General features: G+C 63.4%; 26 protein-coding genes, 1 tRNA gene and 1 pseudogene. 15 read left to right on the top strand and 13 right to left on the bottom strand.

Features of this window, described 5'->3' with window-relative positions; all coding sequences use genetic code 11:
* The first annotated feature begins 6 nt into the window (after positions 1–6).
* Genes glgA through murF form a run of 3 tightly spaced genes read left to right on the top strand, consistent with a single transcriptional unit; the run spans position 7 to position 3,667 of the window.
* Positions 7–1,542, top strand: a complete 1,536-nt coding sequence (gene glgA, locus SynTAK9802_RS07130) for a glycogen synthase GlgA (RefSeq protein ID WP_186495567.1) — start codon at positions 7–9, stop codon at positions 1,540–1,542.
* Complete coding sequence (locus tag SynTAK9802_RS07125) at positions 1,539–2,321, top strand: hypothetical protein (RefSeq protein WP_186495566.1); 783 nt, start codon at positions 1,539–1,541, stop codon at positions 2,319–2,321. Before glgA ends, SynTAK9802_RS07125 begins: the two co-directional genes overlap by 4 nt.
* Positions 2,318–3,667 carry a UDP-N-acetylmuramoyl-tripeptide--D-alanyl-D-alanine ligase gene (gene murF / locus SynTAK9802_RS07120; protein WP_186495565.1) on the top strand — a complete coding sequence of 450 codons (1,350 nt, stop codon included), beginning with the start codon at positions 2,318–2,320 and terminating at the stop codon, positions 3,665–3,667. Before SynTAK9802_RS07125 ends, murF begins: the two co-directional genes overlap by 4 nt.
* A 9-nt stretch (positions 3,668–3,676) precedes the next feature.
* Here murF and glmU read toward each other — a convergent pair whose 3' ends face one another.
* From glmU to SynTAK9802_RS07100, 4 genes are read right to left on the bottom strand one after another with little or no spacing between them, the layout of a single operon-like run.
* Positions 3,677–5,029, bottom strand: coding sequence for a bifunctional UDP-N-acetylglucosamine diphosphorylase/glucosamine-1-phosphate N-acetyltransferase GlmU (gene glmU, locus SynTAK9802_RS07115; RefSeq protein ID WP_186495564.1), 1,353 nt, complete (start codon positions 5,027–5,029; stop codon positions 3,677–3,679).
* A 36-nt stretch (positions 5,030–5,065) separates the two neighbouring features.
* On the bottom strand, positions 5,066–6,001 hold the full coding sequence (locus SynTAK9802_RS07110) for a tRNA (5-methylaminomethyl-2-thiouridine)(34)-methyltransferase MnmD (RefSeq protein ID WP_186495563.1): 936 nt from the start codon (positions 5,999–6,001) through the stop codon (positions 5,066–5,068).
* Positions 5,982–7,307, bottom strand: a complete 1,326-nt coding sequence (gene aroA, locus SynTAK9802_RS07105; RefSeq protein ID WP_186495562.1) for a 3-phosphoshikimate 1-carboxyvinyltransferase — start codon at positions 7,305–7,307, stop codon at positions 5,982–5,984. The genes SynTAK9802_RS07110 and aroA overlap by 20 nt, the downstream gene beginning before the upstream one ends.
* A gap of 24 nt (positions 7,308–7,331) precedes the next feature.
* A complete protein-coding gene (locus tag SynTAK9802_RS07100) occupies positions 7,332–8,894 on the bottom strand; it encodes a UbiD family decarboxylase (RefSeq protein WP_186495561.1) in 1,563 nt (520 codons plus the stop codon).
* 63 nt (positions 8,895–8,957) lie between these two features.
* Here SynTAK9802_RS07100 and SynTAK9802_RS07095 point away from each other — a divergent pair, with 63 nt between their 5' ends.
* The 5 genes from SynTAK9802_RS07095 to sds are packed head-to-tail and all read left to right on the top strand — an operon-like array spanning position 8,958 to position 13,448.
* Positions 8,958–9,689 carry a 2-phosphosulfolactate phosphatase family protein gene (locus tag SynTAK9802_RS07095; RefSeq protein ID WP_186498080.1) on the top strand — a complete coding sequence of 244 codons (732 nt, stop codon included), beginning with the start codon at positions 8,958–8,960 and terminating at the stop codon, positions 9,687–9,689.
* 34 nt (positions 9,690–9,723) lie between these two features.
* Positions 9,724–10,545 carry a carbon-nitrogen hydrolase family protein gene (locus tag SynTAK9802_RS07090; RefSeq protein WP_186495560.1) on the top strand — a complete coding sequence of 274 codons (822 nt, stop codon included), beginning with the start codon at positions 9,724–9,726 and terminating at the stop codon, positions 10,543–10,545.
* 5 nt (positions 10,546–10,550) lie between these two features.
* Complete coding sequence (locus SynTAK9802_RS07085) at positions 10,551–11,645, top strand: N-acetylmuramoyl-L-alanine amidase (RefSeq protein WP_186495559.1); 1,095 nt, start codon at positions 10,551–10,553, stop codon at positions 11,643–11,645.
* The gene (murI, locus tag SynTAK9802_RS07080; RefSeq protein ID WP_186495558.1) at positions 11,642–12,439 is read left to right on the top strand and encodes a glutamate racemase; all 798 of its coding nucleotides are present in this window, start codon (positions 11,642–11,644) and stop codon (positions 12,437–12,439) included. Before SynTAK9802_RS07085 ends, murI begins: the two co-directional genes overlap by 4 nt.
* 37 nt (positions 12,440–12,476) lie before the next feature.
* Entirely contained in the window at positions 12,477–13,448 is a 972-nt protein-coding gene (gene sds, locus SynTAK9802_RS07075) for a solanesyl diphosphate synthase (protein WP_186495557.1), read from the top strand.
* Positions 13,449–13,457: 9 nt separating this feature from the next.
* Here the strand turns inward: sds and SynTAK9802_RS07070 are convergent, their stop codons facing one another.
* Complete coding sequence (locus tag SynTAK9802_RS07070; protein ID WP_186495556.1) at positions 13,458–14,108, bottom strand: HAD family phosphatase; 651 nt, start codon at positions 14,106–14,108, stop codon at positions 13,458–13,460.
* Positions 14,109–14,237: 129 nt separating this feature from the next.
* Here SynTAK9802_RS07070 and acs point away from each other — a divergent pair, with 129 nt between their 5' ends.
* A complete protein-coding gene (acs, locus tag SynTAK9802_RS07065; RefSeq protein ID WP_186495555.1) occupies positions 14,238–16,211 on the top strand; it encodes an acetate--CoA ligase in 1,974 nt (657 codons plus the stop codon).
* Here acs and SynTAK9802_RS07060 read toward each other — a convergent pair.
* Positions 16,201–16,929 carry a DUF1350 family protein gene (locus SynTAK9802_RS07060; protein ID WP_186495554.1) on the bottom strand — a complete coding sequence of 243 codons (729 nt, stop codon included), beginning with the start codon at positions 16,927–16,929 and terminating at the stop codon, positions 16,201–16,203. The two genes, acs and SynTAK9802_RS07060, sit on opposite strands and share 11 nt — an antisense overlap.
* A 2-nt stretch (positions 16,930–16,931) precedes the next feature.
* Positions 16,932–17,387 (bottom strand): peroxiredoxin, encoded by a 456-nt coding sequence (locus tag SynTAK9802_RS07055; RefSeq protein ID WP_186495553.1) that lies wholly within the window; start codon positions 17,385–17,387, stop codon positions 16,932–16,934.
* A gap of 85 nt (positions 17,388–17,472) precedes the next feature.
* Between SynTAK9802_RS07055 and SynTAK9802_RS07050 the strand changes: the two genes are divergently transcribed.
* From SynTAK9802_RS07050 to SynTAK9802_RS07035, 4 genes and pseudogenes are all read left to right on the top strand, one after another.
* Positions 17,473–18,315: a 3'-5' exonuclease gene (locus tag SynTAK9802_RS07050; protein ID WP_186495552.1), complete on the top strand. Its 843-nt coding sequence runs from the start codon at positions 17,473–17,475 to the stop codon at positions 18,313–18,315.
* 79 nt (positions 18,316–18,394) lie between these two features.
* The gene (locus SynTAK9802_RS07045; RefSeq protein WP_186495551.1) at positions 18,395–18,664 is read left to right on the top strand and encodes a hypothetical protein; all 270 of its coding nucleotides are present in this window, start codon (positions 18,395–18,397) and stop codon (positions 18,662–18,664) included.
* A gap of 88 nt (positions 18,665–18,752) precedes the next feature.
* Positions 18,753–19,733 carry a phosphate ABC transporter substrate-binding protein PstS gene (gene pstS, locus SynTAK9802_RS07040; RefSeq protein ID WP_186495550.1) on the top strand — a complete coding sequence of 327 codons (981 nt, stop codon included), beginning with the start codon at positions 18,753–18,755 and terminating at the stop codon, positions 19,731–19,733.
* 49 nt (positions 19,734–19,782) lie between these two features.
* Positions 19,783–19,995 (top strand): annotated as a pseudogene (locus tag SynTAK9802_RS07035) (replication/maintenance protein RepL); the annotation flags it as partial.
* 79 nt (positions 19,996–20,074) lie between these two features.
* Here SynTAK9802_RS07035 and SynTAK9802_RS07030 read toward each other — a convergent pair.
* The 4 genes from SynTAK9802_RS07030 to msrA form a co-directional block, all read right to left on the bottom strand.
* Positions 20,075–20,148, bottom strand: a tRNA-Pro gene (locus SynTAK9802_RS07030).
* A 14-nt stretch (positions 20,149–20,162) separates the two neighbouring features.
* Positions 20,163–20,498 carry a hypothetical protein gene (locus SynTAK9802_RS07025; RefSeq protein WP_186498079.1) on the bottom strand — a complete coding sequence of 112 codons (336 nt, stop codon included), beginning with the start codon at positions 20,496–20,498 and terminating at the stop codon, positions 20,163–20,165.
* Between the two features lie 67 nt (positions 20,499–20,565).
* Positions 20,566–20,730, bottom strand: a complete 165-nt coding sequence (locus tag SynTAK9802_RS07020) for a hypothetical protein (protein ID WP_186495549.1) — start codon at positions 20,728–20,730, stop codon at positions 20,566–20,568.
* A gap of 34 nt (positions 20,731–20,764) precedes the next feature.
* On the bottom strand, positions 20,765–21,478 hold the full coding sequence (gene msrA, locus SynTAK9802_RS07015) for a peptide-methionine (S)-S-oxide reductase MsrA (protein ID WP_186495548.1): 714 nt from the start codon (positions 21,476–21,478) through the stop codon (positions 20,765–20,767).
* Between the two features lie 151 nt (positions 21,479–21,629).
* On the opposite strand from msrA, the gene SynTAK9802_RS07010 reads away from it, so the two are divergent.
* On the top strand, positions 21,630–21,851 hold the full coding sequence (locus tag SynTAK9802_RS07010) for a hypothetical protein (RefSeq protein ID WP_186495547.1): 222 nt from the start codon (positions 21,630–21,632) through the stop codon (positions 21,849–21,851).
* Between the two features lie 229 nt (positions 21,852–22,080).
* Here the strand turns inward: SynTAK9802_RS07010 and SynTAK9802_RS07005 are convergent, their stop codons facing one another.
* Together SynTAK9802_RS07005 and SynTAK9802_RS07000 are read right to left on the bottom strand one after the other, a co-directional pair.
* Positions 22,081–22,344, bottom strand: coding sequence for a hypothetical protein (locus SynTAK9802_RS07005; protein ID WP_011364125.1), 264 nt, complete (start codon positions 22,342–22,344; stop codon positions 22,081–22,083).
* A 67-nt stretch (positions 22,345–22,411) separates the two neighbouring features.
* Positions 22,412–24,175, bottom strand: coding sequence for an ABC transporter ATP-binding protein (locus SynTAK9802_RS07000; protein WP_186495546.1), 1,764 nt, complete (start codon positions 24,173–24,175; stop codon positions 22,412–22,414).
* Between the two features lie 161 nt (positions 24,176–24,336).
* Here SynTAK9802_RS07000 and trpD point away from each other — a divergent pair, with 161 nt between their 5' ends.
* Positions 24,337–25,383, top strand: a complete 1,047-nt coding sequence (trpD, locus tag SynTAK9802_RS06995) for an anthranilate phosphoribosyltransferase (protein WP_186495545.1) — start codon at positions 24,337–24,339, stop codon at positions 25,381–25,383.
* The last annotated feature ends 3 nt before the right edge of the window (positions 25,384–25,386 follow it).

Raw genomic sequence — 25,386 nt, 5'->3', positions numbered from 1 at the left:
TGAGACATGCGCATCCTCTTCGCTGCAGCGGAATGCGCCCCGATGATCAAGGTTGGAGGGATGGGCGATGTTGTTGGCTCTCTGCCCCCGGCATTGGCCAAGCTCGGCCATGACGTGCGCCTGATCATGCCGGGCTACGCCAAGCTCTGGAGCCGCCTCAACGTGCCGGCGGAGCCGATCTGGCGAGCCCAGACCATGGGCACCGAGTTCGCCGTCTATGAAACGAAGCATCCCACCAATGGGATAACGATCTATCTGGTGGGTCATCCGGTGTTCGACCCGGAACGCATCTATGGCGGCGACGACGAGGACTGGCGCTTCACCTTCTTCGCCAGTGCTGCTGCCGAATTCTCCTGGAACGTCTGGAAACCCCAGGTGCTGCATTGCCACGACTGGCACACCGGGATGATCCCGGTGTGGATGCATCAGGACCCGGAAATCAGCACGGTGTTCACCATCCATAACCTCAAGTACCAGGGTCCCTGGCGCTGGAAGCTCGATCGAATGACCTGGTGCCCCTGGTACATGCAGGGGGATCACACCATGGCTGCTGCGCTGCTATACGCCGACCGCGTCAATGCGGTGTCGCCCACCTACGCCCAGGAGATCCGCACGGCGGAATACGGCGAAAAGCTGGAGGGTCTGCTCAACTTTGTCTCGGGCAAGCTGCGCGGCATCCTCAACGGCATTGATCTGGATGCCTGGGACCCAGCCACCGATCGCTCCCTGCCGGCAAACTTCAGCGCCGACGACCTCTCCGGCAAGGCGGTCTGCAAGAAGGTGCTCCAGGAGCGCATGGGGCTGGAGGTGCGGGAGGACGCCTTCGTCCTTGGCATGGTCAGCCGCCTTGTCGACCAGAAGGGAGTTGATCTGTTGCTGCAGGTGGCTGATCGTCTGCTGGCCTACACCGACACCCAGATCGTTGTGCTGGGAACCGGCGACCGGGGGCTGGAATCCGGGCTCTGGCAACTCGCATCCCGTCACCCCGGCAAGTGCGCCGTCTTCCTCACCTACGACGACGACCTGTCGCGGTTGATCTACGGCGGTAGCGATGCCTTCCTGATGCCCAGCCGGTTTGAGCCCTGTGGCATCAGCCAGCTCTACGCCATGCGCTACGGCTCAGTGCCCGTTGTTCGCAAGGTTGGTGGTCTCGTTGACACCGTTCCGCCCCACATCCCCGCTGCCGACAGCGGCACAGGCTTCTGCTTCGATCGCTTTGAACCGGTCGACTTCTACACAGCCCTGGTGCGGGCTTGGGAGGCGTTCCGCCATCGGGACAGCTGGGTCGAGCTGCAGAAACGCGGCATGAATCAGGACTACAGCTGGGATCGTTCCGCGGTCGATTACGACCTCATGTACAAGGACGTCTGCGGCATCAAGGAACCCACCCCGGATGCTGCCCTGGTGGAACAGTTCTCTCAGGGGCAGGCTGCTGATCCTTCCCGTTCCGAGGGGCAGACTGAAGAGGCCAGGGTTCCTGCTGAGGTGACCTCCGCCGGCCGGAATCCCCTGAATCGCCTCTTCGGTCGTCGATCCAGTTGAGTTTGAGCGAGCCCGCCCGATCCGACTCCCCACCTGAGGCTCGTTCCGAGCTCCAGGGGGTGGAGCCATCGGGCAATCTCCCGGCTCCCTACGTCAGCCCCTGGCAGGAGTTCGGCCGCAACCTGCAGGCGATGGCCGCCGATCTCCGGCTCAGGGTTCAGGAACTCTGGCGCCGCAATCGAGAGGGTGAGCTTTCGGTGCCAGGCTTCTGGCCCCGGGATTTGGCCCCCAGCTTCTGGCCACTGCTGCTGGTGCTGCTCCTGCTGCTGCCGCTGGCTGGGGTCCGCTTCTGGCAGGACCACGCCCGACCCGCCTCGCGTCCGGAGCCGGTCGTGGAGCAGCGGACGTCTCACCTTGAGCTTCCCGTGCCGGAGCTGATCCCAGCTCCACAGCCCATGCTGCAGGAGCCATCCCCTCCGCTGGAAGCTGTGGATGCGGAGCCGGCTTTGGAACCATCGGAGCCGGAGCAGCCCCCCCAGCCCCAACTCAGTTTTGATCCCCTGTTCGAGTTGTTTCAGGACAAGGCCGTCCCGGAAGGACTGCTCCGTTCAGCCAAGCCCGTTCCGGAGCAGGACCGCTTGCTCTTGGAGTTGTCTGTTGACGCTTGGCAGCAGTTGCCTCTGGATCAACGCCAGAGCCTCGCCTCCAGTTGGCTTCAGTCGGCTTTCGAGCTGGATTACGCCAGTCTTCAGTTGGTCAATGAGCAGGGCGATCTGCTGGGGCGGTCAGCTCGGGTTGGGGGCGGCATGATCCTGTTTGACCTCGGGTTGGTGGGATGACCCTGACGCTGCGTCAGCTGCTGGATGCCTGGGGAACGCCGCAGGGCGGCAGCTTTGAACCCGATGCCCTGATGGGACGGGTCTGCACCGACAGCCGACAGCTTCAGGCGGATGATTTTTTTGTCCCCCTGGTGGGCGAGCGCTTCGATGGTCATCACTTTCTTGCCCAACTGCCTGAACACAAGGTCCAGGCTGCTGTTGTGAGCCGCAGCTGGACTGAACCGTTGCCTTCAGGCCTGTTGCATTGGCGGGTGGACGACACACTGCTGGCCTATCAACAGCTGGCCTTGCTGCATCGCCGTGCCCTGGCCAAGCCTCTGGTGGCGGTGACGGGCTCAGCCGGCAAAACCACAACCCGGGAGTTGATTCGAGCGGCATTGGCTCCGCTGGGAGCGATTCAGACCAGCGAAGGCAACAACAACAACGATGTCGGCGTTCCCCTAACCGTTCTGGGCTCCACTGCTGCTGATGCGGCCCTGGTGATTGAGATGGGCATGCGGGGGCCTGGGGAGATTGAGCGTCTCTCCCGCTGCACCGAGCCAGATCTTGCGGTGATCACCAACATCGGCACGGCCCACATCGGTCGTCTCGGCAGCCGTGAAGCGATTGCAGCGGCCAAATGTGAAATCACGGCTGGGTTGCATCCAAAGGGAACCGTGGTGATTCCCGCCGGTGATCCCCTGCTGGAGTCGGCCTTGGCGGCGGTGTGGTCCGGCCGCGTGCTGCGCGTGCGCCTGGCTGACGATCCCGAGGTCGAATCCGATCTGGTTGGAGACGTCAACGGCGACCAGTTGCTGATCGGTGCAGATCGTCTCCCGCTACAGCTGGAGGGGCGCCATAACGCCCGCAACCTGCTCTTGGCCGTCGCTGTCGCAGACCAGTTGGGCGTGTCCCGCAAGGCGTTGCAAGCCATGCAGGTGATGGTGCCGGGCGGACGCAACCGCCGCCTGCAGCAGGGTGGTTTGACACTCCTCGATGAGACCTACAACGCATCGCCTGAGGCGGTGTTGGCCGCTCTTGAGCTGCTGGCTGCGCAACCGGGGCGACGTTTTGCCGTGCTGGGCACCATGCTGGAGCTTGGGGAGCGCAGCCTGGAGCTGCATCAAGAGGTTGCCGCCCGCGCTGTGCAGCTGGGCCTGGATGGTCTGGTGCTGGTGGATGGCGGTGAGGAGGGCAAGGCGATGGCTGAAGTGGCGGCTCCCCTGCCCCACCTGCAGCTGGTGTCGCACCCCGAAGACGCCGCAGCGCCCCTGGCTGCCTGGCTGAACTCCGGTGATGTTCTGCTGCTCAAGGCCAGCCGCGGTGTCGCCCTGGAACGGTTGATTCCGCTGTTGCCAAGTCTTTAGAAGGCTGGATTAAACCTTTCGTTCCGCCCAGCCGTCCTTGGTCATCTGGCGGGCGCGACCGATTGCTAGAGCGCCATCCGCCACATCCTTGGTGATCGTTGACCCGGCACCGATGGTGGCGCGTTCGCCGACGTTGATGGGGGCTACCAGTACGGAATTGGCACCGGTTTTGCTGTTGCTGCCGATCACGGTGCGGTGCTTGTTCACCCCGTCGTAGTTGGCGGTGATGGTTCCGGCCCCCACGTTGACCTTCTCCCCGACTTGGGCGTCGCCGATGTAGCTGAGGTGGTTCACCTTGGTGCCAGCCCCCAGCTGGCTTTTCTTCACCTCCACAAAGTTGCCGATGCGGCAGCCATCGCCGACATCGGCGGCCGGCCGCAGGTGAGCAAAGGGACCGATGGCAACGTCGTTGCCGACGTTGGCTTCTCGCACCACGGAGTGCACCACACTGACATTGGTCCCAACCGACGCTTCCTCGATCAGGCTGCCGGGGCCGATCCGGGAGTTGTCGCCAACCACGCAACGGCCGCGGAAGTGGGTTTGCGGTTCGATCACCACATCGCGGCCGAAACTGCAGCCTTCGCTGAGGGTGCAGCTTTCGGGATCAACGAAGGTGACCCCTTCATCCATCCAGTGGTGGCGCAGCCGTTGCTGCAGCAGGGCTTCGCACTGGGCCAGTTGCCGCCGGTTGTTGATGCCGTTTACCTCATCGGCATCGGCCACCTCCAGGTGCATGGCCTTCGGCAACATCGCCACCGTGTCGGTGAGATAGAGCTCCCCCTGATCGTTGTCGGTGCTGAGCTTCGGCAGAACGTTGGCCAGGGCTGTCCAGTTGAAGCAGTAGATCCCGGCGTTGGTGAGGTTGTTGCTGCGTTGCTCGTCCGTGCAATCGCGATGCTCAATGATGCTGCTCACCTGGCCATCGGCATCGGCGAACACACGCCCGTAACCGGTGGGATCCTCGAGCCGTGCCGTCAGCAGGGTGACATCGGCACCGCTGTCGCGGTGCTGTTGCACCAATGCGTCGACGGTTTGACTTCGCAGCAGGGGCACATCGCCGTTGAGCACGAGCAGTTCCCCTTCAAAGCCCTGCAGCGAGGGGATCAGCTGTTGCACCGCATGGCCCGTGCCGTTCTGGGGCTGCTGCAGAACAAATTCCAGGCTTCCGAGCGGAGCCAGCTGCTGCTCCACCCGTTCGGCTTGATGCCCAACGATCAGCAGCCGCCGTTCCGGTTGCAGGTTGCCGGCACTGGCGAGAACCCGTTCCACCAGGGTGGCTCCCGCCAGCGGTTGGAGCACTTTTGGGAGTGCGCTCTTCATGCGGGTGCCTTTTCCAGCGGCCAGTACGGCTACGGCAAGCATGCGGAGCGAGGGGAAGACGGGCGGAATCTACCGGGCTCAGGACGGAGTGTCCCTGCGCCAGCGCCTTTGCCAGGCATTGGTGGGTTCATAACCGCAATGCTCCTGTTCAAGGCGGCGGCGCTCAAGGATGTCTTCAGCTGTGGCGTTGCCCTGGGGATCACGAAATGGCACGGCCGCCCGGGTCTGCAGGTGTTCCCACTCCATCGCCGAGAGCTGGCGCCAACCGGGGCCGTCCAGAGGACAGGCGGTGTCTGCAGGCGTGGCCATGGTGCCGCTGCTCCAACCCACCCGTTCGCCCGGGGCCGGCAGCAGGGAATACAGGCTCAAGCCCGCCCGCTTCAGGCTGGCCCGCACCGCGGCGGAACGGCTGTAGGTGAGCAACCGTCCCTGCGGAGCCAAGCGCTGCGCCAGCACTCCCAGGAATTCTTCGCTCCACAGTTCCGGGCAGCGCTGTGGGGAGAAGGCGTCCAACAGCACCAGATCAAAGCGAACGGGCTCGGGAATCTCCTGGAGCTTCGATCGGGCATCGCCCCAGAGCTGGATGCCTTGGCTGTTGGGTTCTTGCCAGTTGTTTGGTTCTTTCCAGCAGCCGTGGTCGCGAATGGCTTCAAGCTTCGCCAGCACAGAGGCTGACCAGAGGGATTGGAAACTGGCCTGCTCCAAGGCTTGTTCCAAGGGCCGGCGGTCCAGCTCAAGCCCCCACCACCGCAGCTTCGGCCCTGCCGTCGGCAAGGCTTCCAGCACAGCGGCCGTGTTGTAGCCGAGCCCCAGGCACACATCCAGGATCTTTAATTCAGTGCCGCCGCTGAAGCGCTGCAGCTCAGCGGGTTGGACGAACTTGGCCCGGGCCTCATTCAGGGCTCCCGCCGAGTTGTGAAAGGCCTCGCCGAAGTGATCGCTGTGCAGGCTGAAGCTGCCATCCGCCGTCGGATAGACGCGGAGCGCACCGAGCTCAGCAGCGGAGCCGTTCAAGTTCGTCCCAGAACGAGGGATACGACACGGCTGCAGCTTCGCTTCTCGCGAGGCTCGAGTTGCCGTCGGCGAGCATGGCCGCCACGCCGAGGCTCATCGCCACCCGGTGATCGGTTTCGCTGTCCAGCACGGCTCCCTTGAGCGGTCTACCGCCGCGGATGGTCATGCCGTCCTCATGTTCATCAATGTCGGCACCCATGGCCTTGAGCTGACGCGCCATCACCGCCAGCCGATCGGTTTCCTTCACCCGCAGTTCAGACGCTCCACTGATCCGGCTTTCGCCCTCGCAGAAACAGGCGGCGACGCTGAGGATCGGCACTTCATCCACGAGGCGGGGCATGATCTGCTCGCCGAAGTTGAAGGGCTTCAATGGTCCGTGGGTCACCCGCAGATCGCCCACCGGTTCGCCCGCCACGTCACGGGGGTTGAGCACCTCGATCCGGGCACCCATCTGCTCCAGCACCTCCAGGATCCCGGTGCGTGTTGGATTCAGCCCCACGTTTTCGATGGTGAGATCGGCACCTGGAATCAAGGCTCCAGCCACAAGCCAGAAGGCCGCCGAGCTGATGTCACCAGGGACCACCACCTTCTGGCCCTGCAGGGTGGCGCCGGGACGCACGCTGATGTGCCGTCCCATTTCGCCGCCAACGGTGAGATCAGCACCGAAGGCCTTCAGCATCCGCTCGCTGTGATCACGGGACTGGGCCGGTTCGATCACCGTGGTCGGGCTCTCGGCTGTGAGCGCAGCCAGAAGCAGGGCTGATTTCACCTGAGCACTGGCCACGGGCGTGCCGATCACCGTTCCTTTCAGCTGGCGCCCCTGCACCGCCAGCGGCGCCAGGTTGCCGCCATCACGGCCACGCACTTCCGCACCCATTGAGGCCAACGGTTGGCCCACCCGACGCATCGGGCGGCGGCGCAGGGACGCATCGCCATCCAGCACGAAGTGGCGACCGTCGCGGCCCGCCAGCAGGCCCAGCATCAGTCGCATCGTGGTGCCGGAGTTGCCGCAGTCGAGCACTTCTGCTGGCTCCTGCAATCCGTCCAGGCCAACCCCTTCAACGGTGACGATGCCGCCATCGGTGATCGGGCTGATGCTGACGCCCATCGCCCGCAGGCAGGCGGCGGTGCTCAGGGGGTCTTCGGCAGGGAGCAGACCATCAATGGTTGTTGTGCCCTCTGCGATGGCGCCGAACAGCAGCGATCGGTGCGAGATCGATTTATCGCCTGGAACCTTCACCCGTCCCTGGAGGGTTCCTCCGGCCTTGAGCTCACGAGGGTCGTCGGATTGGCCTGTGCCGCTCAAGGTTGTTTCGTCGTTGGGCTGATCCTATTGGCCGGTCTTCAGGCCCTGAATCAGGCGATCGAGGGCATAGCCGAAGAGGCTGGGGTCGGGGTCGTCGTTGCCGAGGTCCTCCAGACCTAGCTCGGCCCAGCGGTCGCTGACCCGCTGTTCCAGATCCGCCGGACGGCTGAGGGGTTCGCCCCATTCGTGATTTTTCTCAGGTCCCACCTTGGTGGTGGCATCAATAGCCAGTCGTCCCCCCAGGCCCAACTGCTCGCTGGCGAAGTCCAGGGTGTCGAAGGGGGTGTTTTCCAGCGTGAACAGGTCGCGCTGGGGATCCACCTGGGCCGCGATGGCCCAGACCACCTGACGCGGGTCGCGCACGTTGATGTGACTGTCTACCACCACAACGAACTTGGTGTATGTGAATTGCGGCAGGGCACTCCAGAAGGCCATGGCAGCACGCTTGGCCTGCCCCGGATAGGCCTTGTCGATCGAGATCACCGCCAGCTTGTAGCTGAGCGCTTCCATCGGCAGGAAGAAGTCGGTGATCTCTGGGATCTGCTGCCGCAGGATTGGCGTGTAGATCCGGTTCAGCGCGATGGCCAGCATCGCTTCTTCCTTGGGAGGACGGCCGCTAAAGGTGGTGAGAAACACCGGATCCCGCCGTTGGGTCATGCAGTGAAAGCGCACCAGAGGTGAGTCCTCCACACCGCCGTAGAACCCCATGTGATCCCCGAAGGGGCCATCCGGCAGCACTTCACCGGGAGTGATCGTTCCCTCCAGAACCACTTCGCTGTGGCTGGGCACCTGCAGGTCGATGGTTTTGCAGGGGGCCAGACGAACCCCTTCTCCGGCATAGATGCCTGCGAACAGCCACTCGCTGAGTTGCACCGGGATCGGTGTGGCTGCGGCCATCACCAGCAGCGGGTGCACGCCGATGGCCACCGCCACCTCCAGCTTCTTGCCCATGGCGGCTGCCTTGCGCAGGTGGCGGGCACCACCGCGCACGCTCAACCAGTGCACGGTCATGGTGTTCACCGACTGCTTCTGAAGCCGGTAGACACCCACGTTGGGGACACCGGTTTCGGGGTCTTTGGTGATCACCAGTCCAAGCGTGATCACGCCCCCGGCATCCCCTGGCCAGGGCCGGATCAGGGGGATGTTGTCGAGATCAACCTCATCGCCACGGAACACCTGCTGACGGCAGGGGGGGGTGAGGTCGCGGTCGGGCTTGGCCTTGACCAGGTCCCAGAAGACCCGCGCGAACTGTTTGGTTTCCTCCAGGCCTTTGGGAGGGCGGGGTTGCTGCAGCAGGGCCAGGCGTGACCCCAGTTCCTCCAGCTGCTCGGCCCGTTCGAGGCCCATGCTCCACACCACACGTTCCACGGTGCCGAGGGTGTTGACGGCCACCGGCATCGACGAGCCGATCACGTTCTCGAACAGCAGGGCGGGACCTCCTTGGCTCAGCACCCGGTCTGCAATGGCCGCCAGCTCAAGGTCGGGGTCCACCGGAGCTGTGATCCGGCGCAGCTGGCCGCGGTCCTCGAGCAGTTTGAGGAAGCCCCGCAGATCTCGGGTGGCCGGACCGGATTGGAACAGGGCCATGGGATGACGGTCTCGGCGCAAGCGGTCTCGGTACTGTGTCGCACGCCGGTGTTCAGCGTGGCCATGCAGATCTCCTACTTCCATGTGCCGGCAGAGATGCCGCAGGACCTCCGCCCCGATGCGGCGGTAGTGATTGATGTGCTGCGGGCCACCACCACCATTGCCTGGTCGTTGCACAACGGTGCTGAGGCGGTGCAGGCCTTCGCCAGCCTCGACGATCTGCGCGCTGCGGCAGCGGCATGGCCTGCCGATGCTCGGTTGCTCCTTGGTGAGCGCGGTGGGCAAATGCTCGAGGGATTTGACCTGGGCAATTCACCGGTTGCCGTGACGCCGGAGCGGGTGGCTGGCAAGCGTCTGTTCATGAGCACCACCAATGGCACCCGGGCGCTCGATCGTGTCCGCGAGGTTCCCCTGCTGCTTACGGCGGCGTTGCCGAACCGTGAAGCCGTGGCCCAGCGCTTGCTGGAAAAACAACCCAGCCACGTGGCGATTGTCGGCAGCGGTTGGGAGGGGGCCTACTCCCTCGAGGATTCCCTGGCCGCTGGTGCCTTGGGCCATCGCTTGCTGGAGTTGGATCCCACCGGGAGCAGTGCCGCCAACGACGAACTCACAGCAGCCGTCTCCCTCTGGCGTCAGTGGCAATCCGAACCAGAGGCTTGTCTTCGCACGGCGACGCATGGTCAGCGCTTGATTCGCCTGGGCGATCACGACGCGGATTTCCGCTGCTGTGCTGGCCTCGATCAGCTCAGTGTCGTTCCGACACAGGTCGAGCCTGGGGTGCTTCGGGCGGCCTGACCCTCACTAAAGTTCGCTCATCTGATCAGTGCATGTGAGCGACTTCCTGGCGGCTGCTGTCCAGCTGACGAGTGGTCAGGACCCGGAGCTCAACTTCAATGCAGCTGAAGAGCAGATCGATCTGGCTGCCCGCCGTGGTGCCGAGCTGATCGGTCTGCCGGAGAATTTCGCCTTCATGGGCGAAGACAGCCGGCGCCTGGAGCTGGCTCCCACTCTGGCGGAGCAGAGCAGTCGCTTCCTGGTGACCATGGCGCGTCGCTATCAGGTGGCGCTGCTGGGTGGTGGCTTTCCTGTGCCGGTGGGTGATGGATCGCGAACCCTGAACCGCGCTGAGCTTGTCGACCGTGACGGCATGCTCCTGGGCCGTTACGACAAGATTCACCTCTTCGATGTCGACCTGCCGGACGGCAACACCTACCGCGAGTCGGCAACGGTGAACCCAGGCAGGGATCTGCCTCCGGTTGTTGAGATTCCTGGTCTCTGCAAGGTGGGGCTGTCCATTTGCTACGACGTGAGGTTTCCTGAGCTCTATCGCCATCTCGTCGGTGCCGGCGCAGACCTGTTGATGATTCCTGCGGCATTCACGGCCTTCACCGGAAAAGACCACTGGCAGGTGCTTCTGCAGGCCAGGGCCATTGAAAACACGGCCTATGTCCTCGCTCCGGCTCAGACCGGTGTCCACCACGCTCGCCGTCAGAGCCATGGACATGCCCTGGTGATTGATCCCTGGGGAACGGTCCTCGCGGATGCGGGTGTCTTGGCGGGAGCCGCCATTGCTCCGGTGAACACCAACCACCTCGGTCATGTTCGGGGTCAGATGCCGAGCCTTCGGCACCGCCAACCCACGCTGTTCTGAGCGCCATGGCTCCGGCCTCGTCCCGACGGATGGCCTGGCTTTTGGCCGCATCTCTGCAGTGCACGGCCTTCACTCAGGCGTTGCCTGCCCGAGCCGCCAGTGCCTTGGCCGCCTGGGCCTTCACTGAGGAGGGGGTGCTCAAGCTGCGCACCAGCCGGAACGCTCGCTTGGAGGCGTTTTTTCAGGCCGCCAGCGATGGCCGCGGCACCAGGGTCTGGATTGACATACCAGGTGAGCTGAGATTCCCGCGGCGCCTGGCGGGACGCGGTGCCGTCCGTGAGATCCGGCTGGGCAAACCCCGCGCGGGTGCCACCCGTCTGGTGGTGGAATTCCGCCCTGATGTGGATCTCAATCCCAACGATCTGCGCCTGCGCGGAACCGCTCCGGACCGTTGGGAACTGGTGTTCACAGGCCTGCCCACCCGCGGCTTGGATAATTTCGGTGAAGGCGACCTCAGCGGTCGTGCCACGGCCTGGCTCCCACCGGGTGGATTCCGTCCCACCCGCACGCCGGTGGATCCTTCCGGGCTGCCCACCGTGGCCCGCAACCGTTATCGCATCGTGATCGACCCCGGTCATGGGGGGCCTGATCCGGGGGCCATCGGCATAGGCGGTCTGCGCGAGACCGACGTGGTTTTGGATGTGTCGCTGCAGGTGGCCGACCTTCTGCGGGCGAGGGGCGTGGACGTGCGCTTGACCCGCACCCGTGAAGTGGATGTGGACCTGCCGCCGCGGGTGTCCCTGGCAAACCGCAGTGGGGCCACGGCCTTCGTGAGCATCCATGCCAATGCCCTGAGCATGAACCGCCCGGATGTGAACGGGATTGAGACGTTCTTCTTCTCGGACCCCCGTTCTGGACGCCTCGCGTCCTATCTGCAGCAGCAGATGATGGATGTGTCCCCCGGAACACCGAACCGCGGCGTCAGACGTGGTCGCTTCTTCGTGATCCGACGCAGCACCATGCCTTCGGCTCTGGTGGAGATGGGATTCGTCACCGGGGCAATTGATGCGCCGCGTCTGGCCAAGGCCGACCATCGCCGCCGCCTGGCCTTGGCCCTGGCGGCCGGCATCCTCAACTACCTCAAACAGGAGGTGCGATGACGAAGCAACTGCTGGGGTTCTTCGACAGCGGCCTCGGTGGTCTGACGGTTCTGCGTCGGGTGCTCGAACGCCATGGACCGGTGCCCTGCGTGTACCTCGGTGACACGGCCCGGGTTCCCTATGGCAACCGTCAACCGGATGACATCCGGCGCATCGCTGCAGAAGTGGTGGGTTGGTTGCGTGACCAACAGGTCTTCACGGTGGTGATGGCCTGCAACACCACCAATGCCCTGGCGAGGGATGTGGCCGAGGGACAGGCCGGGGTGCCGGTGATCGGTTTGATCGGCGCCGCCGCAGCGATGTTGGAAACGCGCCGTGTTGGCGTGCTGGCCACACCAGCCACCGTGGCCTCCTCGGCCTACCGGGCCAGCATCGAAGCGCTTCATCCCGGCTCGGTGGTGATCGAGCAGGCCTGTCCTGCCTTTGTGCCTTTGATCGAAGCCGGCGAGATGAACAGCGACGACCTGCGTCGTGCGGCCCAGGCCTATCTCGAACCCCTGCTGGCGGCTTCCGTGGACTCGATCGTGCTGGGTTGCACCCATTACCCGTTATTGGTGCCGCTGTTGCGTCAGCTGCTGCCGCAGTCGGTCCAGATCATTGACCCGGCCATCGGCGTGGCCCGTCAGCTGGATGCCGTTCTGGGGCCACCGGCGCGCATCTCGCCGGCTCCAAGGCCGTTTTCCCTGGAGAGCTGCCGCTTCTGCGTCACCGCAGACCCCGATGGCTTCGCTGTGCGCGCCACCCCCTGGCTGGGCCAGCGGCCTGCCGTCAGCCTTCAGCTGCTGCAGGACTGAGCATGGGACCACTAGGATCGCGGCGCCGAGGGGAGTCATGAGCACCGTTACCGAGCTACTCCAACCGGTAGAGACAGATCTTGAAACCCTGCTCGGAGACCTGCGCAGCCTGATCGGGGCAGGTCACCCCATCCTCCAGGCCGCTGCCGAGCATCTGTTCAGCGCCGGTGGCAAGCGGTTGCGCCCCGGAATTGTTCTGCTTCTGTCGCGGGCCTTGTCCGCGCAGGGAGAGCTCACGCCCCGCCACCGCCGCCTGGCTGAGATCACTGAAATGATCCACACGGCCTCGCTCGTTCACGACGATGTGGTGGATGAGGCTTCGACTCGGCGCGGGGTGGACACGGTCCACAGCCGTTTCGATGCCCGGGTTGCTGTTCTTGCCGGCGACTTCCTCTTCGCTCAGGCCAGCTGGCACCTTGCCAATCTCGATGACCTCGACGTGGTCAAGCTGCTTAGTCGCGTGATCATGGATCTCGCGGATGGGGAGGTGAAGCAGGGCCTCTACCGCTTCGACACGGCCCAAACCTTTGAGACCTACCTCGAAAAGAGCTACTGCAAGACGGCATCCCTGATTGCCAACAGCTGCCGTGCCGCAGGCGTGCTCAGCGGCTGCTCACCCTCCCAGCTCGACAGCCTCTATCAATTCGGTCGCCAGTTGGGCCTGGCCTTCCAGGTGGTGGATGACATCCTCGATTTCACCGGAAGCGACCAGCAGCTCGGCAAGCCCGCCGCCAGTGATCTCGCTAGCGGCTATCTCACGGCTCCCACCTTCTATGCCCTTGAGGAGCATCCATCGCTGCAGCCGTTGATCGATCGCCAGTTTTCCGAGCCCGGTGACCTGGACAAGTCACTGGAGATGGTGCGGGCCTCTAAGGCGATTGAACGCACCCGTGAGCTGGCGGAAACCTTTGCCCGCGAATCCCGGGAATCGATCGCTTGGCTGCCGGAGTCTGCGGCGCAACGCGCCTTGATGGAACTGCCGGACTTTGTCCTCAGCCGCCTGTACTGAGCAGCGACTTCAAGCCAACAGCTTCCACACAACAGCCAGGCTGTTGATGGCACAGGGGTTGGTCTCCAGGTCGGGTTGGTCGGAGCCCTTGGGGCTCACCAGCCAGACCTGACACCCGGCGCCAAGGGCTGATTGGCTGCCGGCCTGGGAATCCTCCAGGGCCCAGCAGTTGCTTGGGTTGAGCCCCAACCGGTGGGCAGCAAGTCGAAAGGGTGCGGGGTCGGGTTTGCCCGCGTTGAGCTCGGGATCGTCGCCGTAGACCCGTTCCTGGATCAGCTCCAGCCAGGGATGGGGTGCTGCTTTGAATGCAACGGCCTCGCTGCTGCTGCTGGTGACCAGTGCCATGGGGATGCCCCGGTTGTGGCAATGCGCCACCAGCTCCTGCGCGGCAGGCATCGGGGCAGCATCCGGAAGCAGGGCACGCACGATCGGCTGCTGCACCGCCAACAGCGCATCTGCGCCCACCGGTTTCGCCAGCCATGCATCCACCTGGGCCGCACAGTCGAGCCGGCGACGGCCCTTCAGCTGCATCAACTGGGCCTCGCTCAGCTGGGTGCCGAAATGGGCCGCGGCTTCCCACCAGCCCCGGCCATGCAGCGGCTCGGTGTCGAGCAGAAGCCCATCCAGATCGAACAGGCAAGCGGCAGGTGGCAGTTTCATCCCGGTATGGCGATGCCCAGCTCAATCGTTTCGCATCGACTGCATCATCGTCCGACGGATTGATACGGGACCTGGATCAAGCGGGGTCCTGCTCCTTACCCTTCCAGGAGAAGCACTGCGCAGTCTGCTGTGACCGACGCCAACACCACCATCGAAAGCGTGCTGCAGGAGCAGCGGGTGTTCGAGCCGCCAGCAGACACCGCCGCCAAAGCGCGCATTGGCAGCCTCGAGGCCTACCGGGCCATGGCCGATGCCGCCAAAAACGATCCTGATGCGTTCTGGGGTGAGGCCGCCCGTCGAGAACTGCATTGGTTCGAGCCCTTCCACACCGTGCTCGATTGGTCGAATCCTCCGTTCGCGCGCTGGTTTGAGGGTGGCACCACCAACCTCTCCTACAACTGCCTGGACCGTCATCTCGATGGGCCAACGGCGCAGAAGACAGCGTTGATCTGGGAGGGAGAACCGGGGGATGTGAGCCGGTTCACTTACCAGGAACTGCATGCCGAGGTGTGCAAAGCCGCCAATGGCCTCAAGGCCATGGGCATCGGCAAGGGTGACCTTGTGGCGCTCTACATGCCGATGGTGCCGGAAGCGGCGATCGCCATGCTCGCCTGCGCGCGCATCGGTGCACCCCATTCAGTGGTGTTCGGCGGCTTTTCCGCCGAAGCCCTGAGGGATCGGCTCAACGATGGTGAAGTGAAAGCGGTGATCACCGCTGATGGCGGCTTCCGCAAGGACAAGCCGGTGTCACTCAAGCCCGCGGTGGATGCGGCGCTGGCCAATGGCGCCTGCCCCTCGGTGACCGGCGTGCTTGTGGTGCAGCGCACCAAGCAGGACGTGGAGATGGTCTCCGGTCGCGATCAGTGGTGGCATGACCTGGTGGAGGGTCAAAGTGCCGACTGCCCCGCTGAGCCGATGGCCAGCGAGGACCGACTGTTCGTGCTCTACACCTCCGGCTCCACCGGCAAGCCCAAGGGCGTTGTGCACACCACCGCCGGCTACAACCTCTGGGCCCACCTCACCTTCCAGTGGATCTTCGACATCCGGGATGAGGATGTCTTCTGGTGTACGGCCGATGTGGGTTGGATCACCGGCCACAGCTACATCGTCTACGGCCCCTTGTCGAACGGTGCCACGACGGTGATGTATGAGGGTGCGCCGCGACCGTCCAAGCCCGGTGCCTTCTGGGAGTTGATCCAGAAACACAAGATCTCGATCTTCTACACGGCTCCCACCGCCATCCGGGCGTTCATGAAGAGCGGCCGCTCCGTTCCGGATCAGTTCGACATGAGCAGCCTCCGGCTGCTCGGCACCGTCGGCGAACCGATCAATCCGGAGGCCTGGATGTGGTATCGCGACGTGATTGGAGGCAACCGCTGCCCGATCGTCGACACCTGGTGGCAGACCGAAACCGGCGGAGTGATGATCAGCCCCCTGCCAGGGGCAACGCCCACCAAGCCCGGCTCTGCCACCCTGCCCCTGCCCGGCATTCAAGCCGACATCATTGATGCGGAAGGCAACAGCTGTGGTGCTGATGAAGGCGGCTACCTGGCGGTGCGTGCTCCCTGGCCGGGAATGATGCGCACCGTGCATGGCAACCCCCAACGCTTCCGCGAGAGCTATTGGGAGCACATCCGTCCTGCCGATGGGTCCTACCTCTATTTCGCGGGGGATGGTGCCCGTCGGGATGCCGATGGCTACTTCTGGGTGATGGGTCGCGTCGATGACGTGATCAACGTTTCAGGCCACCGTCTCGGCACGATGGAAATTGAATCAGCGCTCGTCAGTCACCCTGCGGTGGCGGAGGCGGCTGTCGTGGGTCGGCCCGACGACCTCAAGGGCGAAGGCATCGTGGCCTTCGTCACCCTGCAGGCGGGCCGCGAGGGCGATGACGCCCTTGTGAAGGAGTTGCGCGCCCACGTGGGAACGGAAATCGGTCCGATTGCCCGGCCGGATGAGATCCGTTGCAGTGATGCCCTGCCCAAGACCCGCAGCGGCAAGATCATGCGCCGGATCCTGCGGGCCCTGGCGGCGGGTCAGGAGGTGAGTGGCGACACCAGCACCCTGGAAGATCGCTCCGTTCTGGATCGCCTCAGGGCCTGATCGCCTGGCCGATGGTTCGGCTCAGCTGACGGATGACCGCCACCCGCCTGGGGTCATCCGCCCAGTCTCCGAGAAAGCTGCGCCGCAGCCCTGCACTGGCTGGGGTGAGGTGATCACCGGGCAGCTCCAGGGTTGAGCTGGCGTCGGAAGCACGTTCTCGCAGGGCCTGGATCAGATCGTCGCTTTGATCCAGTTCATCGCGCCCGAAGCGCACCACCAGGTTCCGCTCCTGTTGGTAGTGGCGGCTGATCAAGCGAAGCGTTTCAGCTGGGCTTGGGCTGAACTCGGTTTCCACCCCGAGCCTTGGTGCCAGTTCCCCCAGGAGGGGAATCGAGCGATCGGCGTTGAAGTTGTTGAAGCTCAGGGCCACCAGAGCCCTGCTGCCCCGACCCCCATCGGGGGCCAGCAGGTGAAGCTTGCATCCCAGGCTGTGGCCAAGCCGCAGCGGAGCCCCAAAGGTTCCGCAGCGCTCCTCAAGTTGGCGACGCGCAGAGCGGAAGGCACTCCAGGCATCGCGGGCCTGACGTTGATGATCGAACCCGGGCACATAGGCCCAGGCATGCACCGCCAACCCATCCGCCGCCAGCTCTTCCAGCAGCCTGCGGTAGCTGATCTGGGGGGTGGCCGCCAGATAGCTTCCGCCGATGAATTCGATCAATCCCGTGGGTTCGGCCGGCCGCAGTTGCCAGATCGCACCCAGCTGACGCCAGTTGGCCATGCTCAACCGCGCAGCTGATTCAGCACTTGCTGTGCTTCACGCACGTGGGCCGGGCCATCCAGGAGGTTGCTGAAGGTGTGACGGATCACCCCCTCGCCATCAACGATGTAGGTGACGCGACCGGGAAGCAGGCCAAGGGCTTTGGGCACACCCATCTCGCGGCGCAGGGCGTTGTTGCGGTCGCATAGCAGCGAAAACGTGAGGTTGTGACGGCTGGCGAAACGGCGGTGGCTGACGGCGTCATCACCGCTGATGCCCCAGACCTCTGCATCGAGGGCAGCAAAGCTCTCTGCGTTGTCGCGGAAGCTGCAGGCTTCAGCTGTGCAGCCAGGTGTGTCGTCCTTGGGATAGAAGAACAGCACCAGCCAGCGGCCCTGCACCGAAGCGGGAGTGCGAAGGTCGCCGTTCTGATCCTCCAGGCTGAAGGAGGGGAGCCGGTCGCCGATCCCGAGGGCCATTCGATTGAAATGAAGAGGTTGAACCCTAGGCAGCAGGCACCTTGCCCGGGGCGGGAGAATCAGGGGCGGGAGGAGTCACTGCGCCATGCCTGAACAGCTCGATTTGCTTGCGGGATTTTCAAGGCCTCAGGCGGAGCCCCAAACAGCGGCAATGCCGATGCCTGCTCCGCCAGCCGCTGAACCCGAGGCCAAGGCTGATCAGCCCGAGGACGCGCCAAAGGCCTCACCCACCACCCTGCTGATCATCGACACCGAAACCTCCGGTCTGGATCCGCAGCAGGACCAATGCCTGGAGGTGGGCTGCATTTTGTTTGATGTGCCGAGTCGTTCGGTGCTGGCCCAGCAATCGTTTCTCCTGCCGGTGGACTCCAACGCGGCAGAGGCGATCAACCGGATCCCCGCCGCCGTCACCCGCAGGCCCCAGCCCTGGCGGGAGGCGCTGGTGTGGTTTGAGCATCTGCTTGAAGCTGCCGATCTGCTGGTGGCCCATAACGCGGCCTTCGATCGCCAGTGGTTTGGTCTCGGCGTTGTGCCGGCCACTGCAACACCGTGGCTGTGCACTATGGAAGACATTCGCTGGCCGGCGGAGCGTCAGCTGCGTTCGCGGCCGTCGGTGCGGGACCTGGCCTTGGCCTACGGCGTTCCGGTTTGGGCTGCCCACCGCGCCCTTAGCGATTGCATCTACATCGCGGAAGTCTTCGCCCGCTGTGACGACCTGGAGCAGCTGTTGGAGCGGGGCCTGGAACCCCGCCAGTTGATGCGTGCCCGGGTGTCGTTCGACGAACGCCACCTCGCCAAAGCAGCGGGTTTCCGTTGGAACGATCCGATCAAGGGGGCCTGGACCCGTCGTTTGAGCGATCGTGAGGTGGCGGAACTTGATTTTCCGGTTGTCCCAGTTGAGCTCGAAGCCGATCGCCTCAGCGCCTGAGTCTGCGCATTTGCTTCAGCACTCCGAAGGGTCTGAGTGATTTTGCAGAGAGTGCCGCTTGAGGCAGCACGCTGAAGTCATGACGGCCTTTCTGCATCCCCATCAACGCCCCCTTCGCTCCCGCCTGCGCCAGTGGCAGCAGGTGCGCACCTGGGCGCGGTTGATCCGCGAAGCCGAAGCGCTCTGGCATGTGGATGTGCGTGCCCTGCGACGCATGGGGGCGGATAAACTCAGCCAGTTGATTGAGGAGGTTCCCTCCCCCCACCGCAAACGGGTGAACCGCTGGCTGCGCTGTTACGCGGTGGCCACGCGGCTCACCGTTGCATCCACCGTTGTGCCCACCACCTGAAGGTGGACCGATTTAGGCAGTTGTTAGAGGGCTCTTAACCCAAGCTCTCCTGCTCCGCGAGAGGATGGGCTAAATCACACAAACGGTTTTGGCACGTCGTTCCCTTGTTGTTTCAAGCCTGAGCGTCCTCGCTGTTGGCCTCGCCGCCTGTGGTGGCAGCTCCAGTGTGTCCAGCCTCAATGCGGCGGGAGCATCCTTCCCCGCCAAGGTGTACCAGAGTTGGTTTGCCGATCTGGCCGGCTCCGGTGGAATCAAGGTGAACTACCAAGCGGTGGGTTCCGGTTCCGGTCGCAAAGCCTTCATTGATGGCACCGTGGATTTCGCCGCTTCGGACGACCCGATCAAAGAGGCCGATCGCAAGCAGGTGAGCCAGGGAGTGGTTCAGATCCCGATGGTGGGCGGAACCATTGCCTTCGGATACAACAAGCCCGGTTGCGAGCTTCAACTCACCCAGCAACAGGCTGTGGAGGTGGCCACGGGCGGCATCAGCGATTGGAAGGAGCTGGGCTGCGAAGCAGGCACGATCACCTGGGTGCATCGCTCCGATGGCTCCGGCACCACCAAGGCCTTCGCCGATTCCATGCAGGCCTTCTCAACCGATTGGACCCTCGGCAGCGGCAAATCGGTGAAGTGGCCAGTGGGCGTAGGGGCCAAGGGCAATTCCGGGGTGGCCGGAGTGATCGAGAACCGTGAGGGTGCGATCGGTTACGTGAATCAGTCGTACATCAAGGGGAATGTGAAGGCTGCTGCGCTGCAGAACAAATCCGGTGAATTCCTCCAGCCCTCCGTGGAGGCCGGTGCCAAAGCTCTCAACGGCATTGAGCTTGATCAGCATCTGGCGGGCAGCAATCCCAACCCCGAGGCAGCTGGGGCCTACCCCATCGCCACACTCACCTGGGTGCTGGCCTATGCCAACGGCAATGGCGCCAAGGCCGAGGCTGTGCGGGACGTCTTCAACTACATGCTGGAAGATTCCACCCAGGAGCGGGCGGCGGCCCTGGGCTTTGTGCCTCTGCGGGGCAGCATCCTCGAAAAATCCCGCAGTGCGGTGGCGAGCATTCAGCCCTGAAAACCTCTACTTTGGGTGGGTGAAATGCTCCGGTTTGGACAGTCCGAACCGGGGCTTTTTGGAGCTGCTCGCCAAGGACTTTGGCGAACCCTGTGAGGCCGGGTTGCGGCTCAACCTTCGCCTTACCCATCAGGAGATCGCCAGTGCCCTCAGCACCACACGGGTGACCGTGACCCGCGTGTTGGGGCAGTTGCGGGATGAAGGCTGGCTTCAGATTGATGCCTCCAGGCATCTGATGGTGACCGGCGCTAGCCGCCGCTGAAGGCAAAAAAAGAGCCGGCGAAAACGCCGGCTCAATCCCTGAAGTGTTGATGTTCAGGTGGGGAAACAAGACGGTTGAATCGGAGCGGCGGGATTTGAACCCACGACCCCCACTACCCCAAAGTGGTGCGCTACCAAGCTGCGCCACGCCCCGTCAGATTTAAGTTATCACAGTGCATCCCGGCGTCTGAGTCGCCTGAGCAACCGAGTGGTGAGCTGGTCTCTCGTTGTGGATCCGTAGTGGTACACCCGCAGTTCTGCGGCGACCTGGCGAAGCTCAGCCAGGGTCATCGCCGCCAGACGAAGCTCGGGCAGGGTGCGCCAGGCTCTCGAGCGCATTGGGAGTGAGGCAGGGCCTTTCGCTTGGCCCAGATTCAGGGTTCCATCCGCCAGCCATTCGGGGATGAGCACCACCAGAACGGCGATCAAGCCGTAGAGCTCCACCAGCCCCCTCGGCAGGGGATGCAGTTGACGCTGCTCGGATGGATCAGGCCGTTCACTCACTGCAGAACGGAGGCGTCCTTCTTCACCCACGATCGCACCAACAGGAATCGTGCCCGCTGGCTGGTGGTCAGATTGCCAAAGGTGTTGCTTTGGGTTGGGGGGTCTCCCGCCACAGCATCGGAGCTTGCTGCTCTCGGTTGTGGGAGACACCGCCGAGGATCAGGCCCAGTACCAAAATCAAGGTGAGGGCAATCGCCAGGATCACCTGCCGATCAGACCAGGGCTCGGGCATGACATGGGTCGGGACCGTCCTTATCTTGGCCGAATCAGCCCAGGGCGATCGGGCTGTTGTCGGATCGAAGCACGCAGTGGCTGATGGACCAGTCGTACTCGTCCCAGACCTGCTTCGGGAGTTTGTAGTTCGATCCCTCGAAGTCACCAAGCAGCGTCTGGGTTGGCATGGCGGAGCAGTAGGGACGGCTGCCGGGTTTGGCGAGGTATTGCTGGTGATAGTCCTCGGCGAAATAGAAGGTCTGGTCCGCCAGAATTTCGGTGGTGATGGCCCCGTAGCCCTTGGCCGAGAGGGCGACTTGATAAGCATCCCGGCTGGCCAGGGCCAGTTGCAGATGCTCTGGATTGAACGTGTAGATGGCTGATCGGTATTGACTGCCGGTGTCGTTGCCTTGCCTGTTGCCCTGGGTGGGGTCGTGGCACTCCCAGAACAGTTTCAGCAGGTCGCTGAAGTCGAGGGCGGGTCGGCTCCACACCACGCGCACCACTTCCGTGTGCCCGGTTCTGCCGGAGCAGACCTCGTTGTAGGAGGGGTTCTCGGTTTGCCCCCCCGCATAGCCCACGGCCGTGCTCACCACCCCAGGCAGTCGCCAAAAGCCCTTTTCAGCACCCCAGAAGCACCCACAGGCAAAGATTGCTTCCTCCTGGTCCGCCATCAGTGGGGCCTTCAGCGGCGTTCCCAACACGGCGTGCGTTGCCGGGGCCGAGGATTCGGCGCCGCCGCGGGGAGACAGCCAGGAAGGAAGCATGTTGGTTGCGTTAATCCGCAGAGCTTAGGCAGCGGATTCAGCACAGTGATGCTGCCGCGTCGAGGGCCATCTGTGAACTTTCAGTGATGGCTCCCCAAGTGAGGGATACATAGGGAACGAATCAAAGCTTGTCTTGAAGAGTGGTTCTTCTTTGAACAATGTTCTGCAGAAAGGTGTTGATTGTTTGTCAGTGATTTTCAGCCTGAATGGCGCTGTTGTTGAGCTGTCTCGAGGCGAGTCTGCAGGTCAGGCACATTTGATTGTTGACACCATTGAGAATGTCATCAGGGTGGAGGAGATTGTGCCGATGGCTGGGCCATGGCCAGAAAGAAGACGAATTGGATGGACCAACCAATTTCAAGCCATTGATTGATGGCTTGTTGATTACGAAAGCTGTTTCTCAGAAACAAAACCAGATGGTTCACTCGGTTGAACCAGAAACCGCTTCTGCGCCAGGACTGTCTGTCCTTAATCGTTTTGCAGGATGGAACGAGCTTCTGCTGATGGCCGACCAAGGGAAAGTTGTCTCGTCCTACGGGACCATCGCGGGATAGCCGTTCCGGACGTGGTGACAGGCTCTCGTTTTTTGTTGCCGTGGATGCTCAAGACGCGTTGGCTTCCCCCTCAACTGGGTTGAGCTGGATGTGATTCAGCAGCGTTGTGACGAAGGCGAAGAGCAGAAATGGCAGGCTGAGCACCAGAATCAGCCCCACCCCCACCAGCGCAAACACCGGTCGCGACGAGCCCATCAGGGCAAGCCCCGCAGCCAGGCTCACAAAAATGACGGCCATCCAGGCCAGTACCTGTCCGTAGATATCGCCAAAGGTGAGCGTGCAGCGCACCGCGAAGGGGGATCCGCTGGTCATAGGCAAGGAGTTGCCTTCACAGCTAAGCCACGAACGTTGGTGTTGTCAGAAACCGCCCGGAGATTCTTCAGGAAGCCAACGCATCCAGTTGTTGCGACGCCTGCTGACGCTCCCAAAGCCGTTTGTACACACCCTGCTGCTGAATCAAGGAGTTGTGGTGACCCTGTTGAACGATGCGTCCGTTCTCCATCACCAGGATGCGATCACAGGCCGCTGCGGCTGAAAGTTGATGGCTGATCATCACGATCGTCCGGTCGTCCTGAGCTCGAATCGAATCCAGAATCGCCGCAGCCGTGTTGTTGTCAACGCTGGCCAAGGCGTCATCGAGGACCAACACCGGCGCCGACATCAGCAGAGCCCGGCCCAGAGCTGTGCGTTGACGCTGACCACCACTCAAGGTGATGCCGCGTTCACCAACGATGGTTCCGAAACCATCGGGAAAGCCCTTCACGTCATCAGCCAGGCGGGCTTGCTCTGCCGCCAGTTCAACCCGCTGATCACTGGCTTCAGGGTCGCCATAGCGCAGGTTGTCCGCCAGGGTGCTGGTGAACAGAAAGCCCTCCTGGGGAACGATCGCCACGTCACGGCGCAACCTTTTCAGGGGCATCTGGGTGACATCCACGCCATCCAGGAACAGCTGTCCTGGTTCCAGTGGAACCATCCGACCGAAGGCCCGAGCCAGGGTGGTCTTGCCGCAGCCCACGGCCCCTACAACAGCCACCAACTCCCCAGGCTCGATGCAGAAGCTCAGGCCATTGAGGGTGTTCTGCTCTGCGCCCTGGTACTGAACCGTCAGGCCGCGGGCTTCAAAACGCCCCCGGTGTTCTGCCGTTGGCTGGGGCTGAGCTTCAGAGGGATCCGGGTCTTTGATCTTTGGTTCCCGTTTCAGTAACTCCTCCACCCGCTCGAGGCTCACCTGGCCGGTCTGGAAGGTGTTGAGCGTGAATCCCAGCAGTGCCGTTGGGAAGACGAGCTGCTCCACATAAAGGATCAGGGCCACCAGTCCTCCAATGCTCAGACGACCGGCTTCGAGCTGGCCGCTGCCGATGGCCAGGAGCAAAAGAACCGAGAGAGAGGAAATGCCCTGAAGCAGCGGGAACAGGGTGCTTTGTGTTCTCGCCAGCTGAATGGCACTGTCGCGGTAGCGGCGGTTGCGCGTGGCAAAGGCCTGCTGTTCTGCTCCCTCCTGGCCGTAGATCTTGATGGCCCCGATTCCCGAGAGATCCTCCTGAATCAGGTTGCTGAGGGCGGAGAGTTCTTCCTGCTGCGCGCGCTTCTGACGCATCATGCGCCCACCGAACAGGCGCACTGTGCTGAGCATCACGGGGTAGAGCCCGACGGCGGCCAGGGTCAGCCACGGATCGATGGCCAACATCGCGGGCAGCGTCAGCGCATAGGCCAACAGCGTGTTGGTCAGGCTGAGAATCGCGAATCCGAGCAGGCGCCGGATATTTTCCACATCGCTGGTGGCGCGACTGATCACTTCACCGCTGCCTTTGCTCTGAATCCAATCGGGTTCCTGGCGGAGCATGTGCTCGAACAGGCGCTGACGCAGATCCACCTCCACTTGCCGGCCCACACCGAAGATGAGTTGTCGCGAGGCCAGCCGGATCACCCCCATGGTGCTGGCGAGCAGCACAACCCATCCCGCCTGGCGCAGGACTCCGGCGTAACTGAATCCCTCCTGCAGCTCGTCCACAACGCTGCGCACTTCCATCGGGATCGTGACCCGCAGAACGTTGACCACCACCAGAGCGATGGCTCCCAGCAGCACCGTGCGGCGGTGGGGACGCAGATAGCGGCCGATCAGATCGAGACGAAGGGCGGCCATGCGAGCTCGTGGGTCCCGTTGGCAGGCCAACCTAGGCATCCGGCTTCAACGGCTGGTCGTTGACTGGTCGTTATTCGTTGATCTGGGGGATAGTGGGACTGTCCCCATCACCCGGCCCGGCGTGCCTCGCACCCCGGGTTTTTTACTGCCAGCCCCCCTCCATGTCTTCAGACCCGCGTTCCTGGTCCGCTTGCTTGGACCATCTGCTGCAGGGCAACAACCTCAGCTCCGATGAGGCCACTGCTCTCATGCGTGCCTGGCTGGCCGAAGAGCTCGAGCCCGTGCAGACCGGGGCGTTCCTGGCTGGACTGCGGGCTAAGGGGATGGTGGCCGATGAGCTGGCGGCCATGGCGGCTGTCCTGCGCGAGGCCTGCCCCCTTCCCTGTCCCCGGCCCGATCTGGCCATGGTCGACACCTGCGGCACCGGTGGTGATGGTGCCGACACCTTCAACATCTCCACGGCGGTCGCCTTCACCGCCGCCGCCTGCGGGGTCAATGTGGCCAAGCACGGCAACCGCAGCGCCAGCGGCAAAGTGGGTTCAGCCGACGTGCTCGAGGGGCTCGGCCTCAACCTCAAGGCACCGCTGAACAAGGTGGTCGACGCTTTGCCGGGAACCGGTGTCACCTTCCTGTTCGCTCCCGCCTGGCATCCAGCTCTTGTGAATCTGGCGCCGCTGCGACGCAGCCTGGGGGTCCGCACGGTGTTCAACCTGTTGGGTCCTCTGGTCAATCCACTGCAGCCCCAGGCGCAGGTTCTTGGCGTGGCGCGTCCGGAACTTCTCGACCCCATGGCGGTTGCTCTGCAGCACTTGGGCTTGAGCCGTGCCGTGGTGGTCCATGGCGCTGGAGGCCTCGATGAGGCGTCCTTGGCGGGGTCCAATGCCTTGCGTCTGATCGAATCCGGGGGCATCACCACAAAAGAGGTTTCCCCTGAAGATCTGGGCCTCACCCGTGCTGGTCTCGATCAGCTGCGCGGTGGTGATTGCGCGGTGAACCAGCAGATCCTTCAGAACGTTCTGCAGGGGCAGGGATCGCTGGCGCAGACGGAGGTTGTGGCCTTCAACACAGCACTGGTGCTCTGGGCTGCCGGGCTGCAAAGCGATCTGCCGGCTGCTGTTGCTCAGGCTCTGGCTGTTCTCAACGAGGGCAAGGCCTGGGACAAGCTTGTGGCTCTGCGGGATGCCCTGTCCGACGGAGATGGAGAATGAGTG

It is taken from the genome of Synechococcus sp. TAK9802, assembly GCF_014279535.1.
GTDB lineage: Bacteria > Cyanobacteriota > Cyanobacteriia > PCC-6307 > Cyanobiaceae > Parasynechococcus.
Note: the sequence above shows the minus strand (reverse complement) of the source record. Positions and strands in the feature narration are given on the sequence as shown.

Bases quoted from the DNA above. Each gene is read 5' to 3' on its own strand.
- glgA (WP_186495567.1), top strand. From the start codon at position 7: ATGCGCATCCTCTTCGCTGCAGCGGAATGCGCCCCGATGATCAAGGTT.
- murF (WP_186495565.1), top strand. From the start codon at position 2,318: ATGACCCTGACGCTGCGTCAGCTGCTGGATGCCTGGGGAACGCCGCAG.
- glmU (WP_186495564.1), bottom strand. From the start codon at position 5,029: ATGCTTGCCGTAGCCGTACTGGCCGCTGGAAAAGGCACCCGCATGAAG.
- SynTAK9802_RS07100 (WP_186495561.1), bottom strand. From the start codon at position 8,894: ATGGCCCTGTTCCAATCCGGTCCGGCCACCCGAGATCTGCGGGGCTTC.
- SynTAK9802_RS07095 (WP_186498080.1), top strand. From the start codon at position 8,958: ATGCAGATCTCCTACTTCCATGTGCCGGCAGAGATGCCGCAGGACCTC.
- SynTAK9802_RS07085 (WP_186495559.1), top strand. From the start codon at position 10,551: ATGGCTCCGGCCTCGTCCCGACGGATGGCCTGGCTTTTGGCCGCATCT.
- murI (WP_186495558.1), top strand. From the start codon at position 11,642: ATGACGAAGCAACTGCTGGGGTTCTTCGACAGCGGCCTCGGTGGTCTG.
- sds (WP_186495557.1), top strand. From the start codon at position 12,477: ATGAGCACCGTTACCGAGCTACTCCAACCGGTAGAGACAGATCTTGAA.
- SynTAK9802_RS07070 (WP_186495556.1), bottom strand. From the start codon at position 14,108: ATGAAACTGCCACCTGCCGCTTGCCTGTTCGATCTGGATGGGCTTCTG.
- SynTAK9802_RS07060 (WP_186495554.1), bottom strand. From the start codon at position 16,929: ATGGCCAACTGGCGTCAGCTGGGTGCGATCTGGCAACTGCGGCCGGCC.
- SynTAK9802_RS07055 (WP_186495553.1), bottom strand. From the start codon at position 17,387: ATGGCCCTCGGGATCGGCGACCGGCTCCCCTCCTTCAGCCTGGAGGAT.
- SynTAK9802_RS07050 (WP_186495552.1), top strand. From the start codon at position 17,473: ATGCCTGAACAGCTCGATTTGCTTGCGGGATTTTCAAGGCCTCAGGCG.
- SynTAK9802_RS07045 (WP_186495551.1), top strand. From the start codon at position 18,395: ATGACGGCCTTTCTGCATCCCCATCAACGCCCCCTTCGCTCCCGCCTG.
- SynTAK9802_RS07020 (WP_186495549.1), bottom strand. From the start codon at position 20,730: ATGCCCGAGCCCTGGTCTGATCGGCAGGTGATCCTGGCGATTGCCCTC.
- msrA (WP_186495548.1), bottom strand. From the start codon at position 21,478: ATGCTTCCTTCCTGGCTGTCTCCCCGCGGCGGCGCCGAATCCTCGGCC.
- SynTAK9802_RS07005 (WP_011364125.1), bottom strand. From the start codon at position 22,344: ATGACCAGCGGATCCCCCTTCGCGGTGCGCTGCACGCTCACCTTTGGC.
- SynTAK9802_RS07000 (WP_186495546.1), bottom strand. From the start codon at position 24,175: ATGGCCGCCCTTCGTCTCGATCTGATCGGCCGCTATCTGCGTCCCCAC.
- trpD (WP_186495545.1), top strand. From the start codon at position 24,337: ATGTCTTCAGACCCGCGTTCCTGGTCCGCTTGCTTGGACCATCTGCTG.